Source organism: Streptomyces sp. A18 (assembly GCF_059026065.1).
This window is the reverse complement of the sequence record NZ_JBWLKL010000019.1, coordinates 61,779-75,270: the sequence shown is the minus strand read 5'-3', so window position 1 is coordinate 75,270 and position 13,492 is coordinate 61,779. Positions and strand designations below refer to the sequence as shown.

General features: G+C 71.6%; 15 protein-coding genes. 6 read left to right on the top strand and 9 right to left on the bottom strand.

Annotated features, from left to right (window positions below; translation table 11 throughout):
• Positions 1-80: 80 nt before the first annotated feature.
• Both AC5P1C_RS26455 and sigE read right to left on the bottom strand, forming a co-directional pair.
• The gene (locus AC5P1C_RS26455) at positions 81-1,154 is read right to left on the bottom strand and encodes an anti-sigma factor family protein (RefSeq protein WP_493868421.1); all 1,074 of its coding nucleotides are present in this window, start codon (positions 1,152-1,154) and stop codon (positions 81-83) included.
• Entirely contained in the window at positions 1,151-1,918 is a 768-nt protein-coding gene (gene sigE / locus AC5P1C_RS26450) for an RNA polymerase sigma factor SigE (RefSeq protein WP_363308023.1), read from the bottom strand. The genes AC5P1C_RS26455 and sigE overlap by 4 nt, the downstream gene beginning before the upstream one ends.
• A 153-nt stretch (positions 1,919-2,071) precedes the next feature.
• On the opposite strand from sigE, the gene AC5P1C_RS26445 reads away from it, so the two are divergent.
• Positions 2,072-2,770: an O-methyltransferase gene (locus tag AC5P1C_RS26445; RefSeq protein ID WP_283779160.1), complete on the top strand. Its 699-nt coding sequence runs from the start codon at positions 2,072-2,074 to the stop codon at positions 2,768-2,770.
• 131 nt (positions 2,771-2,901) lie between these two features.
• Here the strand turns inward: AC5P1C_RS26445 and AC5P1C_RS26440 are convergent, their stop codons facing one another.
• The gene (locus AC5P1C_RS26440) at positions 2,902-3,069 is read right to left on the bottom strand and encodes a DUF3117 domain-containing protein (protein ID WP_003966491.1); all 168 of its coding nucleotides are present in this window, start codon (positions 3,067-3,069) and stop codon (positions 2,902-2,904) included.
• 320 nt (positions 3,070-3,389) lie between these two features.
• On the opposite strand from AC5P1C_RS26440, the gene chcB reads away from it, so the two are divergent.
• Positions 3,390-4,190, top strand: coding sequence for a 2-cyclohexenylcarbonyl CoA isomerase (chcB, locus tag AC5P1C_RS26435; protein WP_493868420.1), 801 nt, complete (start codon positions 3,390-3,392; stop codon positions 4,188-4,190).
• A 6-nt stretch (positions 4,191-4,196) separates the two neighbouring features.
• On the opposite strand, the gene AC5P1C_RS26430 is transcribed toward chcB, so the two are convergent.
• Entirely contained in the window at positions 4,197-4,787 is a 591-nt protein-coding gene (locus tag AC5P1C_RS26430; protein ID WP_493868419.1) for a DNA-3-methyladenine glycosylase I, read from the bottom strand.
• Positions 4,784-5,191 carry a DivIVA domain-containing protein gene (locus AC5P1C_RS26425; RefSeq protein WP_493868418.1) on the bottom strand — a complete coding sequence of 136 codons (408 nt, stop codon included), beginning with the start codon at positions 5,189-5,191 and terminating at the stop codon, positions 4,784-4,786. The genes AC5P1C_RS26430 and AC5P1C_RS26425 overlap by 4 nt, the downstream gene beginning before the upstream one ends.
• A gap of 124 nt (positions 5,192-5,315) precedes the next feature.
• Between AC5P1C_RS26425 and folP the strand changes: the two genes are divergently transcribed.
• Complete coding sequence (folP, locus tag AC5P1C_RS26420; protein WP_493868417.1) at positions 5,316-6,176, top strand: dihydropteroate synthase; 861 nt, start codon at positions 5,316-5,318, stop codon at positions 6,174-6,176.
• Between the two features lie 179 nt (positions 6,177-6,355).
• Here folP and AC5P1C_RS26415 read toward each other — a convergent pair whose 3' ends face one another.
• Together AC5P1C_RS26415 and dapE are read right to left on the bottom strand one after the other, a co-directional pair.
• Complete coding sequence (locus AC5P1C_RS26415; RefSeq protein ID WP_493868416.1) at positions 6,356-7,111, bottom strand: LOG family protein; 756 nt, start codon at positions 7,109-7,111, stop codon at positions 6,356-6,358.
• A gap of 88 nt (positions 7,112-7,199) precedes the next feature.
• Positions 7,200-8,291 carry a succinyl-diaminopimelate desuccinylase gene (gene dapE, locus AC5P1C_RS26410; protein ID WP_493868415.1) on the bottom strand — a complete coding sequence of 364 codons (1,092 nt, stop codon included), beginning with the start codon at positions 8,289-8,291 and terminating at the stop codon, positions 7,200-7,202.
• A gap of 62 nt (positions 8,292-8,353) precedes the next feature.
• Here dapE and AC5P1C_RS26405 point away from each other — a divergent pair, with 62 nt between their 5' ends.
• Both AC5P1C_RS26405 and AC5P1C_RS26400 read left to right on the top strand, forming a co-directional pair.
• Positions 8,354-9,274, top strand: coding sequence for a VldE C-terminal domain-containing protein (locus AC5P1C_RS26405; RefSeq protein WP_493868414.1), 921 nt, complete (start codon positions 8,354-8,356; stop codon positions 9,272-9,274).
• 303 nt (positions 9,275-9,577) lie between these two features.
• Positions 9,578-10,048, top strand: coding sequence for an ATP-binding protein (locus tag AC5P1C_RS26400; protein ID WP_493868413.1), 471 nt, complete (start codon positions 9,578-9,580; stop codon positions 10,046-10,048).
• Positions 10,049-10,118: 70 nt separating this feature from the next.
• Here the strand turns inward: AC5P1C_RS26400 and AC5P1C_RS26395 are convergent, their stop codons facing one another.
• Entirely contained in the window at positions 10,119-11,099 is a 981-nt protein-coding gene (locus AC5P1C_RS26395; RefSeq protein WP_493868477.1) for an ArsR/SmtB family transcription factor, read from the bottom strand.
• 83 nt (positions 11,100-11,182) lie between these two features.
• On the opposite strand from AC5P1C_RS26395, the gene AC5P1C_RS26390 reads away from it, so the two are divergent.
• On the top strand, positions 11,183-12,448 hold the full coding sequence (locus AC5P1C_RS26390) for an MFS transporter (RefSeq protein WP_493868412.1): 1,266 nt from the start codon (positions 11,183-11,185) through the stop codon (positions 12,446-12,448).
• On the opposite strand, the gene AC5P1C_RS26385 is transcribed toward AC5P1C_RS26390, so the two are convergent.
• On the bottom strand, positions 12,358-13,464 hold the full coding sequence (locus tag AC5P1C_RS26385; RefSeq protein ID WP_493868411.1) for a bifunctional succinyldiaminopimelate transaminase/glutamate-prephenate aminotransferase: 1,107 nt from the start codon (positions 13,462-13,464) through the stop codon (positions 12,358-12,360). The two genes, AC5P1C_RS26390 and AC5P1C_RS26385, sit on opposite strands and share 91 nt — an antisense overlap.
• Positions 13,465-13,492 lie beyond the last annotated feature (28 nt).

The following is a 13,492-nucleotide window of genomic DNA, read 5'->3' as shown; positions in this document are numbered from 1 at the left end:
CTCCGCGCCCGCCACAGACCTCGGGCAGGCACGGCCCACCGAGGATTCAACCAGGTTCCCGCGCCGAAGCGCAGAGCACGTCAGCGGATCTGCGAAGTGCCCTGCAGTGCGCCGTCGATGGGCGGTGACGCCTCGGTGCGCGTCGGGTCCGCCCCGCCGCCCGAAGCCACGCCCCCCAGATTCGGCACGGCGCCAGCAGGAGACGTACCGCCCGGTGTCACGGGTGAGACCGGACGGATCAGAGGGGACATGATCGCCGCGCCGGTCAGCATCGGCGCCGTCACCTCATGCCCGGCGGGCACGGGCTCCGGCTGTTGGATGCGCGGGCCCCGCGCGGGCACCCCGGGCAGCAGTGGCCCGGTCGCCTGTGTCGGCGCGACCGGAGCAGCGAGCACTCCAGGGCGCTGGCCCTGCACGGACAGCGGTCCACTGCCACGGCGGCGGGTGGAATCCGGAGCCGTGGCGGCACCCGTGCCCTGCGAACGCAGGGGCGAGGCGTTGCTGTTGCCGCTCCCCGAGCCGTTGCCACTGCCCGAGTTGCTGCTCCCCGAGCTGTTGCTGCCCGCGCGCGGTTCGCCGGGGTCGGCGGGAACGCCCGTCGTGACGCCGCCCAGCGCTATCGCGGCGAGCGACACCGCACCGGCGGCGGCGAAGGCGAACCTGCGCCCGCGCCACAGCGACCGCTCGGCCTCGTGACGACCGACGTCGCGCCGGTCGACGTCATGGATGCGGAAACCGCGCCCCGTGCCCGGCAGCACCGCGGCATGCGCGCCCGAGGGCGCATAGCCGAAGCTCTCCGGCTGCACGCCGAAGATTCCGGTGGGAGGCAGCCCTGACTCCGTGTCCGCCGTGGCGAAGCCACCGCTTCCAGGGGGCCTGGGACCTGAGGGGGGCTCGCTGCCGCCGCCGGGAAGGCCTTGGAGGCGGGCGAGGAAACTCTCGGAGGGAGGCGGCGGTGCCACCTCCGCGAAAACGCTCTTGAGACGCCGCTGCGAGTCGGCCTCGGTCTTGCACTTCGGACAGGTCGCGAGATGAGCGAGGACCCGCTCACGCGCGTCATGGCCCAACTCACCGTCCACCAGGGCGGCGAGTCGGTCCCCCAGATGCTGCTCGGCCAGATGCCGCTCGGCAGGATTCGACCGTGATCCACTCACGCGGTCGCGCCCCCTCCTCCCAGCGCCACGGCTCCTGCGAGCGAGCGGCGCTCGGCGCGGGCTTCGGGCGACCGGTGCTGAAGGGCCTTGCGCAGCTGCGAGCGGCCACGGTGGATACGGCTGCGGACCGTGCCCAGCTTGACGCCCAGGGTCGCGGCGATCTCCTCGTACGAGAGGCCTTCGATGTCGCACAGGACCACTGCGGCACGGAACTCGGGAGCAAGGGTGTCGAGCGCCTGCTGCACGTCCGCGTCGAAATGCGTGTCGTTGAAGACCTGCTGCGGCGACGGCTCACGGCTGGGGAGGCGCTCTGCCGCGTCGTCCCCGAGGGCGTCGAAACGGATGCGCTGCTTGCGGCGCACCATGTCCAGGAAGAGGTTCGTGGTGATGCGGTGCAGCCAGCCCTCGAACGTGCCGGGGGTGTAGGTCGACAGGGACCGGAAGACACGGACGAAGACCTCTTGCGTGAGATCCTCGGCGTCGTGCTGGTTGCCGGTCAGGCGGTACGCCAGGCGATAGACCCGTCCGCTGTGCGTGCTGACGATCTCCTCCCAGGTGGGCGGAGTCCACGCCTGCGATTCCGCGTCAGCGGCAAAGGTCGCGGTCTGAGCGGAGTGGGCGGTGTGGAATCGGTCAGCGGTGTCGGTCACGGATTTCGGCTCACCCGCCAACCCGAGAAAGCGCCTCAGCGCTCCTCCCCGATCCGCGGACGCAGCCGCACCTCCCCTGTCGGCTCTGGTGGTGTCCAGTGGAGCCCCTACCATAACCACCTCGCCCGTTAGCTCCGGATAAGCGTTTTTACTGGAATTTGGTACGGGCTTCCTGCCGACCGTCCTGCCTGGTCGCAGTGCCCGCAGCCAGTCTTGATCCATTCGTTACCCCCGGGGTCCGCCTACCCCTACTAAACGCCCGGTCCCATCTGCGGGTTCCCGCCCCTTACGGATACAGTCACGGCCAGGCATCCACGGGGACAGGAGAGGGCCATTACCGGCAACCGGCAGACGAGCTGGGCGTTCGCCGACGCCTTTGTCGCCGAGGACGAGGCAGCGCGCTGGGCCCGTGACCGGGCCCAGGAGGCAGGGCTGCCCTCGGTGTCTCCCGGTACCGGCGCCGCGCTGCGCATGCTGGCCGCCACGGCGGACGCCAAGGCCGTCGCCGAGATCGGCACGGGCACGGGCGTGTCCGGGCTCCATCTGCTGCACGGCATGCGCCCCGACGGCGTCCTGACCACCGTCGACCCCGAGCCCGACCGCCAGCAGTTCGCGCGTGAGGCCTTCCGCGCCGCCGGATTCGCCGGCAACCGCGCGCGGTTCATCCCCGGCCGCGCGCTCGACGTACTGCCGCGGCTCGCTGACGGCGGGTACGACCTCGTCTTCTGCGACGGCGACCGCACGGAGTACCTGGACTACCTCGCTGAATCGTTGCGCCTGCTGCGGCCCGGCGGGCTCGTCTGCTTCGAGGGGGCCTTCTCCGACGGCCGCACCGTGGACTCCGGCCCGCAGCCCGCCGAGGTGCTGCGCATCCGCGAGCTCCTGCGGACCGTGCGGGAGAGCCAGGACCTGATGCCGGCGTTGCTGCCGGTCGGCGACGGGCTTCTCTGCGCGGTCAAGCGCTGAGCGTTCCCCTCGGCGAGCGGTTCTGTCGCCCCTGACGGGGCCCTCCTGCGAGGCCCCAGCACCCCGGACATAGCACTGCCCCGGCATGTCTTTACGATGCCGGGGCAGTGAAAAGTGTGAGCGCTTCCGCGTCAGCCGACGACCTTCTTCAGGGCGTCGCCGAGTGCATCGGCCTCGTCCGGAGTCAGTTCGACGACAAGTCGTCCGCCGCCTTCGAGCGGAACGCGCATGACGATGCCCCGCCCCTCCTTGGTCACCTCGAGCGGGCCGTCGCCCGTCCGCGGCTTCATGGCCGCCATGCTCGTTCCCCTTCCTGAAACCAGCTCATCGCAGCCGACAACCCAGGTGTCACCGGCATCGAACACATTGCTTCCAGGCCATTATCCCGCATGGCAGGACCCGATGACCAACATCGGTCTGCATCGCTTGCGCAACGCGCGCCCGCAAAACCACTCAATTCGGCGATGTGGCTGCGATACTGCGCCGCCCCTGACGCCTCCGCGGCCAGGAATTCTTTGACGCAGGTCACATATCTCCCCTCATGTCGGAGCCCGATGATCTCCGTCATGCTGTGCTCGGACAAAGATGACCGGCGCAGGACCACTGGAGGGGATTCACCATGGCCGACACCGTGCTCTACGAGGTGAGCGACGGGCTCGCGACCATCACGCTCAACCGCCCCGAGGCGATGAACGCGATGAACATCGAGGCCAAGGTCGCCCTGCGGGAGGCGGTGCAGTCGGCCGAGGCGGACCCCGCGGTCCGCGCCGTACTGCTCACCGCGACCGGGCGCGCCTTCTGTGTGGGGCAGGACCTGAAAGAACACGTGGGTTCCCTCATGGCGGACCGCGCGGCGGGCACCGGGCAGACGATGAGCACGGTGAAGGAGCACTACAACCCCGTCCTGCGCGCCCTGACCGGGATGGCCAAGCCGGTCGTCGCGGGCGTCAACGGCGTCGCGGCCGGTGCGGGGTTCGGCTTCGCGCTCGCCGCCGACTACCGGATCGTCGCCGACACCGCGCGGTTCAACACGTCCTTCGCCGGGGTCGCGCTGACCGCCGACTCGGGCGTCTCCTGGACCCTGCAGCGCCTGATCGGTCCCGGCCGTGCCGCGGATCTCCTGCTCTTCCCGCGCAACATCAGCGCCCAGGACGCGTACGAACTCGGCATCGCCAACAAGGTGGTCCCCGAGGCCGAGTTGGCGGCCGAGGCGGAGAAGCTGGCCCGCACCCTGGCCGAGGGCCCGACCCTCGCGTACGGGGCCCTCAAGGAGTCGCTCGCCTATGCGGCGGGCCACACCCTGGAGGAGTCCCTGGAGAAGGAGGACGAACTCCAGGCGAAGGCGGGCGCGTCCGAGGACCACGCGATCGCCGTCCAGGCGTTCCTGGACAAGGCGAAGCCCAAGTACCTGGGTCGCTAGGCCGCTCTAGCCGTCCTGGGGGACACGGATCACGCAGTCCTCCAGGTGGTCGTTCACCAGGCCGCAGGCCTGCATCAGGGCGTACGCCGTGGTGGGGCCGACGAACCGGATGCCGCGCTTCTTCAGGGCCTTGGACAGGGCCGTGGACTCGGGCGTGATCGCCGGTACGTCGGCCAGGGCGCTCGGGGCCTTGCGCGAGGCCGGGTCCGGCGCGTGCGACCAGATGAGCTCGTCGAGCTCTCCCGCCGACCAGCCGGCGAGTACGCGCGCGTTGGCGAGGGTCGCGTCGACCTTGGCGCGGTTGCGGATGATGCCGGGATCGGCGAGGAGCCGCTCACGGTCGGCGTCCGTGAACCGGGCGACCTCGTCGATCTTGAAGCCGGCGAAGGCGGCGCGGAAGCCCTCCCTGCGGCGCAGGATCGTGATCCAGGAGAGGCCCGACTGGAAGGCCTCCAGGCACAGCCTTTCGTAGAGCGCGTCGTCCCCGTGGACCGGGCGGCCCCACTCCTCGTCGTGGTACGTCACGTAGTCCTCGGTGGACAGTCCCCAAGGGCAGCGCAGTCTGCCGTCCGGGCCCGCCATCGCGTCGCCGCTCACTGGTCGTTCTCCTCTTCGGCCGCGTCCCTCGGGGCGTCCTGGTCCTGGGTCATCGTCGGTGGGGCGTGCGTCTTGAGGAGGCCGGGGCCGCCGACCGCGGTGGCCTGGGCGCCGGCGAGCGCCGACTCCAGCTCCGCGATGTGGGCGTCGCGCTCGGCCAGTTCGGCGGCGAGGCGGCCGAGGGCGTCGTCCACGTCCGCCATGCGGTAGCCGCGCAGGGTCAGCGGGAAGCGCAGCGCCTCCACGTCCGCGCGGCGCAGGGCGCGGTCCGGGGGCAGCGGGTCGGCGAACCGCTCGGCCGCCACGTCCGGCAGCGCGGCGCGCTCGCCGCCGCCGATCACGGCCAGCGTCACCGCGCCGACCACCACGACGAGGGCGATGACCAGGAACAAGAACAAGACCATCTCTTCAGGCCCCCACGCTCGACTGCCGTGCTCAAACTGTCAGGGTCTGATCGTGCCATGCGCCTGTGACAGTTAAGGTCGCAGGCGGCCGAACCACGGCACCGACAGAGGAGGCTCACCGGGGATGCTCAGGCTTGGCAGGCGTGAATTCGACGCGCACGAGCCGGTGATCATGGCGATCGTGAACCGGACCCCTGACTCCTTCTACGACCAGGGGGCCACGTTCCGCGACGAGCCCGCGCTCGCCCGCGTCGAGCAGGCGGTGTCCGAGGGCGCGGCCATCATCGACATCGGTGGGGTCAAGGCCGGTCCCGGTGAGGAAGTCACCGCCGAGGAGGAGGCGCGGCGGACGGTCGGCTTCGTCGCCGAGGTGCGGGCGCGGTTCCCCGATGTGGTCATCAGCGTCGACACGTGGCGGCACGACGTCGGCGAGGCGGTCTGCGAGGCGGGGGCCGACCTCCTGAACGACGCGTGGGGCGGTGTCGACCCGCGGCTCGCGGAGGTGGCCGCGCGCTATGGCGTGGGCCTGGTGTGCACGCACGCGGGAGGCGCAGAGCCGCGGACCCGCCCTCATCGCGTGACGTACGAGGACGTCATGGCCGACATCCTCTCGATCACCCTCGGCCTTGCCGAGCGCGCGGTCGCGCTCGGGGTGCCGCGTGAGTCCGTGATGATCGATCCCGGGCACGACTTCGGGAAGAACACACGGCATTCGCTCGAGGCGACGCGGCGGCTCGGGGAGATGGTGGAGACCGGGTGGCCCGTCCTTGTGTCCCTGTCCAACAAGGACTTCGTCGGGGAGACGCTCGACAAGCCGGTCAAGGAGCGCGTGGTGGGGACGCTGGCCACGACCGCGGTGTCGGCGTGGCTGGGGGCGCAGGTGTACCGGGTGCACGAGGTCGCGGAGACCCGGCAGGTCCTCGACATGGTGACCACGATCGCCGGCCACCGGGAGCCTGCGGTGGCACGGCGAGGGCTGGCGTGAGGAGCAAGACCTCAAACGCCTGACGCGCTGAATGGGGCGAGCCGCGGGGTGATTCGGATGGGCGGGCGGGGAAGATCCGCCGCGAAGCGGCGGTACTGGAATCGCCGCGGCGAGGCGGTGCCGGACGGCCGGCCCGAAGTAGCTCGCCCCGCCCGGTCGCCCGCCCGCCCGGCCAGGGCCTAGCGGCCGACCTCCTTGGTCACCAAGGAGACCGCCTCGTCCACGTCGTCCGTGATGTGGAAGAGGTGCAGGTCGTGCTCCGACGCCTTGCCGCCCGCCACCACGGTGTCGCGCAGCCAGTCGACGAGTCCGCCCCAGTACGCCGAGCCGAAGAGGACGATCGGGAAGCGGGTCACCTTGCGGGTCTGGACGAGGGTGAGGGCCTCGAAGAGCTCGTCCAGGGTGCCGAGGCCGCCCGGCAGGACCACGAAGCCCTGGGCGTACTTCACGAACATGGTCTTCCGCACGAAGAAGTAGCGGAAGTTCACGCCGATGTCGACGTGCTCGTTCAGGCCCTGCTCGAAGGGCAGCTCGATGCCCAGGCCCACGGAGACGCCCTTGGCCTCGCGCGCGCCCCTGTTGGCCGCCTCCATGGCTCCGGGGCCACCCCCGGTGATCACGGCGAAGCCCGCGTCGACCAGGGCCTTGCCGATGCGGACGCCCGCCTCGTACTCGGGCGTGCCGGGCGGTGTGCGCGCCGAGCCGAAGACGCTGATGGCGCTGGGGAGTTCGGCCAGCGCGCCGAAGCCTTCGACGAACTCCGACTGGATGCGCATGACCCGCCAGGGGTCGGTGTGCACCCATTCCGACTCGCCCTCGGCGTCGGTGTCGAGGAGCCGCTGGTCCGTCGTGCCGGGGGTGATCTGCTGGCGCCGTCGCACCACAGGCCCCAAGTGCTGCTCCTCCGGCGGGCCCTGACCTTCTGGACTACCCATGATCGTCCCCTTCCGCTGGCGGTCTTGCTCGACGTGCTGGTTCAGCGTAGGTCTACGGGCGTTACAGGCGACGCATCCTTACCGGAACTCACGATGTCAGCCAGGCGCTCAGCCGCTTCTCGGCCTCCGGGATCAGCGAGACCTTCACGCGCTCGTCGATCTTGTGGGCGAGCAGCGGGTCGCCGGGGCTGTAGTTCACGGCGGGCACCCCGAGCGCGCTGAAGCGGGATACGTCGGTCCAGCCGAACTTGGGCTTCGCCTCGCCGCCGACCGCCGCCATGAAGGCCGCGGCGGCGGGGTGGTTCAGGCCGGGGCGCGCCCCGCCGGTGTGGTCATCGACGATGAACTCGTCGATCTCGCAGTCCGCGAAGTAGTCGCGCACGAAGGCGAGCGCCTCGTCCTCGGAGCGGTCCGGGGCGTAACGGAAGTTGACGACGACGGTGCACTCGTCGGGGATGACGTTGGTGGCGACGCCGCCCTCGACGCGTACGGCGTTGAGGCCCTCGTGGAACTGCAGGCCGTCGACCACCGGCTTGCGCGGCTCGTACGCGGCGAGCTTCGCGAGGATCGGCGCGGCCTTGTGGATGGCGTTCGAGCCCATCCACGCGCGCGCGGAGTGCGCGCGCGTGCCCTTCGTCTTCAGGAGGACCCGCAGGGTGCCCTGGCAGCCGCCCTCGACCTGGTTGTCGGTCGGCTCCAGGAGGATCGCGAAGTCGCCGACGAGCCAGTCGGGGTGGGCCTCGGCGACGTGGCCGAGGCCGTTCAGATGGGCGGCGACCTCTTCGTTGTCGTAGAAGACGAAGGTGAGGTCGCGGTTCGGCTCGGTCACGGTCTGGGCGATGCGCAGCTGGATGGCGACGCCCGACTTCATGTCGCAGGTGCCGCAGCCCCACAGGACGCCGTCCTCGTCCAGGCGCGACGGTACGTTGTCGGCGATCGGGACGGTGTCGATGTGTCCGGCCAGGATCACGCGCTCGGAGCGGCCCAGGTTCGTGCGTGCCACCACGTTGTTGCCGTGCCGGTCGACCGTGAGGTGCGGCAGGCGGCGCAGGGCCGTCTCGATGGCGTCGGCGAGTGCTTTCTCCTCGCCGCTCGGCGACGGGAAATCGACCAGCTGGGCGGTGAGCGCGGCAGCGTCGAGCGTGAGGTCGAGCGACGTGTCGTGTGAGGTCTGGGCCATGGCTTCGACCCTAACGCCCCTCGGCCCGCCGCCCTCTCGGTGGCCTCCAGTACCTTGGTCGCGTGCCTGAGCCCCCCACCCTCGCCCGGCGCGGTCGCCTCATCCGTATCGGGGCCGCCGTCGCGATCCTGCTCGCGCTCGTGGGCTATGTGGTCGTGCAGTACGTCTTCGGGGGCAAGGCCGCTCCACGCTGCCAGGTCGTGTCGGGCAACGGCGACGGGGCATCGTACGAATTCGGTGCGGAGCAGGCTCAGAACGCGGCGACGGTGGCCGCCGTGGGCACCTCCCGCGGCATGCCGGAGCGCGCGGTCACCATCGCCCTGGCGACGGCCCTTCAGGAGTCGGGGCTCCGCAACATCAGCCATGGCGACCGTGACTCGCTCGGCCTCTTCCAGCAGCGGCCCTCACAGGGCTGGGGGAACGAGAAGCAGATCATGGACCCCGCGTACTCGGCCGCGCGCTTCTACGCCCACCTGAAGGACGTCCCGGGCTATTCACGGCTCCCCCTGACCGTTGCCGCGCAGCGCGTGCAGCGCAGCGGCTATCCGCAGGCGTACGCGAAGCACGAGCCGGACGCCGCGCTCCTCGCCGCCGCGCTGACCGGCCGCGCCCCCGCCACGCTCACCTGCGAGAGCGACGCGGCGTCCGACGAGCCGGGCGACCCGAAGAAGGTGCGGGAGGCCCTGGTCCGCGACTTCGGCCGCGACGTGGCGCCCCGGAGCGGCGGCGGCACGGTCACCGTGCCGGTCGATGCCGCGGCGGGCAGTGCGGCCGGCGGCGAGCAGCGGGGCTGGGAGCTCGCGCACTGGGCGGTGGCCCAGGCGTCCACGCTCGGCATCGAGCGCGTCTCGTACGGCGGGCGGGAGTGGAGCGCCACGGATTCCGGGAAGGAATGGCGCAAGTCGGGCAAGGCAGGCAAGGAGGCGCGGCGTCAGGACGCCGGTTCCGGCGCGGGCGACGTCCTGATCGTCATGGGGCAGTAGTACGGAGTGTCACCCGATCGAGCCACATTGATCACTCACGGGCGACGCGCCGTCCAGACATTCGCGCCCTTCACCCCGCGCCCGCCAAACCCCCTGTGAACACAGGGGATTGACGATTCAGCAGGCTCTCGCGCGCCGGACCCTTTGCCCGTTTTTATCCACAGCCGATTATGCGATGCATTGCCAACTCTTTACGTTGGCCCACCGCAACCTTCGAGGACTTCGAGCGGTAGTCACTGCGTCCGAGCGCCGGGCCCCATCCGGCCGGACACACCAACGTCCTCTCCCGTCTGAAGGAGCATCATGTCCCTCCCCCTGACCCGCCGGATCGCCCGCGCCGCGCTGCTCATCGCAGCGGGGGCGGCTCCCGTGGTCGGTGCGGCCGGCTCCGCAAGCGCCGCCGAGCTTCCGGCCACGCCCGACCTGGGCGGTGTGACCGCCCTGGACGGTGCCGGTCTGGGCAACACCGTCGACGGCGCGGCTCAGAACACCACCGGTCTCGCGGGTGAGACCGGCAGCAAGGCCGTGAAGAAGGGCGTCCCGACCGCGGGCAAGGTCGTCGGCTCGGGCGCGAAGACCACGACCCCCGTGGCGCAGAAGGCCGCGGGCGACCTCGCGGGCAACGCCGGTGACGTCGTCGGCGAGACCACGGGCACGGCCACCAAGGACGGTCTGCCGACCGACGCCGTCGGCGAGGGCCTGCCGACGGACACGGTCACCAAGGGCGGACTGCCCACCGACCAGCTGCCGGTCAAGAGCCTGCCGCTCGGCTGACCCGCGCACCTGAGAGGAGGGCCCGGAGCCACTGGCTCCGGGCCCTCCTCGCGTGCCGGCTCGCCTCACCTCACCCGTGCCCCTGCGCGTCGACGAGGACCTCCCCCGCCGCCGTACGGAAATACAGCACCGACCGCCCCGTACGCCGCCTGCGCACGAGCCCCGCGTCGAGCAGCACCCGCAGATGGCGGCCCACCGAGCCGAGCCCCTGCCCCGTCAGCGTCACCAGCTGCGAGGTGGTCTTCGGCGCCGCGAGCAGCACCAGGACCGCTGCCCGCCCCGGACCCAGGAGCCTGCCGAGCGGCTCGGGCACCGACGCCGTACGGTCCGCGTCGGCGAGCACCCCCGAGCACGGGTACACGACCGCGTACCGGTCCGCCGCGTCCCACGACACCCAGCTCTGCCACGGCGTCACCGGCACGAAGAGGAGGCGCGCCCCGGAGATCTCGCGCGGCGGGTAGTCGTGGGTATTGATCTGGAGCCTGCTCTCCCCCAGCCAGCGCATCCCCGGCCGCATGCCGTTCAGCGCCTCGATCCAGCCGCCCTGGCTCAACTGGGCGGTGCGCGCGATGACATCGGCCTCGATGACCGTACGGATGCGGGGCCAGCGCGGCAGTACCGTCCGCGTCCACACCCACTCCAGGAGACCGGCCATCCGGTCCGCGGGAGCCGGCCGGAGCAGCGTGGCGGTCAGCGGGCCACCGAAGGACCGGGTCAGGTGCTCGCGGGCCACGCCGTCGGAGGTCTCGCGGACCCGCGCCACCTCCTCGTCGAAGGACGCCTCCGGCTCCCCGGTGGGAGTCGGCGTGAGGAAGTCCGCGATCCAACGCGTCCGGTCGCCGAGCGCGGCCCGCGCCAGCTCCGCGAGGCCGGGGTCGGCGGCCAGGCGCTCGCCGTAGGCGGGCAGATGGGCGTCGAGCCAGGCCCGCTCCCCCGGATGCCGGGCCGTGCGCCGCTCCAGCGAGAAGAGGCTCGCGGTCGCCTCGGCCAGCGGTGAGACGACGAAGCGGCTGCCCGCGAGCGTGTCCGCGTTGACCTGCCACCAGCCCATGCCGCACCCCGCCCCGTCGACCACGTTTCGCCGCTCCGCGCAACGTTAACGCCTGTGTTCCCGGCGCCCCGAGACTCCGGGGCATGCGTACCTACCGCGAGCTCTTCCGCACCCCGGAGTTCACGCCGTTCTTCCTGGGCGCCTCCTTCCAGGCGGCGGCCCAGACGGTGAGCGGCCTGGCACTCGGCACGCTGATCTACGACAGGACCGGCTCTCCGCTGCTCTCCGCACTCGGCATGTTCGGGCCATCGCTGGCCCACGTCCTGGGCGCCACCGCCCTGTTGTCGGCGGCCGACCGGCTGCCGCCGCGCGGCGCGACGGCGGGCCTCGCGCTGGTCTTCGGCGCCGCCACCGCCGCGCAGGCCATCCCCGGGCTTCCCCTGTGGGTCGCGTTCGCACTCCTCCTGGGCCTGGGGACGCTGGCCGCGCTCGGCGGCGGTGTGCGCTACGGGCTGCTCAACGACATCCTCTCCAGGGAGGGATATCTGCTCGGCCGCTCCGTGCTCAACATGTCCAACGGCACGATGCAGATCTGCGGCTTCGGGCTCGGCGGCGTCCTGGTCGCCACGCTCTCGCCGCGCGGAACCCTGCTCGTCGGTGCCGGGTTCTACGTCGCGGCGGCGGTCGTCGCGCGCTGCGGCCTCGTGCGCAGGGCACCGCGCGCCGCGGGCCGCCCCTCGGTGGCCGAGACCTGGCGCACGAACGTGTTGCTGTGGTCGTCGAAGCCACGGCGTGCCGTGTATCTCGCGCTCTGGTTGCCCAACGGCCTGATCGTGGGCTGCGAGTCGCTCTACGTCCCGTACGCGCCGGGCCACGCGGGGCTGCTCTTCGCCTTCGCCGCGTTCGGGATGCTCGTCGGGGACGTGCTGACCGGACGCCTGCTGCCGCCCCGGTGGCGCGAGCGGCTCGCCGCGCCGCTGCGGCTGCTGCTCGCCGTCCCGTACCTGGTCTTCGCGCTGCGGCCTGGGCTGCCCTTCGCGCTGACGGCGGTCGTGCTCGCCTCGATCGGGTTCTCGGCGAGCCTGCTGCTCCAGGAGCAGCTGATGGCCCTGACGCCGGACGAGTTGAGCGGGCACGCCCTTGGCCTGCACGCGTCCGGGATGCTCACGATGCAGGGCGTAGCCGCCGCGCTCGCGGGCGGCCTCGCCCAGCTGACATCGCCCGCGGACGCCATGACCGTCCTGGCCACGGCGTCCGTCGCCGTCACGCTCTCCCTCGCTCCGGGGCTGCGGTCAGCGGCTTCAGCGGCTTCAGCGGTTCAGGAGGCGAGCCGCTCGACCGCCGCCGCCACGCGCTCGTCCGTCGCGGTCAACGCCACGCGGACGAAACGGTCGCCCGCCGGGCCGTAGAAGTCGCCCGGGGCCACCAGGATGCCGAGCCGCGCGAGGTGCCCGACCGTGTCCCAGCAGGACTCGTCCCGGGTGACCCAGAGGTAGAGGCTCGCCTCGCTGTGCTCGACGCGGAAGCCGTGCTTGAGCAGGGCGTCGCGCAGGGCGGTACGGCGAGCGAGATATCGCTCGCGCTGTACGCGCACGTGCTCGTCGTCCCCGAGCGCCGCGACGACCGCGGCCTGCGTCGGCGCGGACGTCATCATGCCGCCGTGCTTGCGGATCTGGAGCAGCTCGCCGAGGACGTCCGCGTCACCGGCGAGGAAGGCCGCGCGGTAGCCCGCGAGGTTCGACCGCTTGGAGAGCGAGTGGACGGCGACGATCCCCTCGTACGAACCACCGCACACGTCCGGGTGCAGGACCGAGACCGGCTCCGCCTCCCAGCCGAGCTCCAGGTAGCACTCGTCGCTCACGAGGAGCACCCCGTGCTCACGCGCCCAGGCGACCGTGCGGATCAGCTCTTCCTTGGAAAGGACGCGACCTGTGGGGTTCGAGGGCGAGTTGAGCCAGAGGAGCCCCAGGCCCGTGGGGTCGAGCTCGGTGGGGTCGTCGTACGCGACGTACTCCGCGCGAGCCAGGCGCGCGCCCACCTCGTACGTCGGGTAGGCGAGGCGCGGGTAGGCGACGACGTCGCCGGGGCCCAGGCCCAGCTGCGTCGGCAGCCAGGCCACCAGCTCCTTGGAGCCCACGATCGGCAGTACGTTCCGGTGCGTCACGTCGCGCGCGCCCAGGCGGCGCTCGCACCAGCCGGTGATCGCGTCACGCAGCTCGGGCGTGCCCCAGACCGTCGGATAGCCGGGCGAGTCCGCCGCCGCGATCAGCGCTTTCTGGATCAGCTCGGGCACCGGGTCGACCGGGGTGCCCACCGACAGGTCGACGATGCCGCCGGGATGGGCGGCCGCCGTGGCCTTGTACGGCTCCAGCTTGTCCCAGGGGAAGGTGGGAAGGCGGCCGGAAAGACCTGCGACTACGGACACGTGCTGACTCCCGTACTGCGTGTGTGGA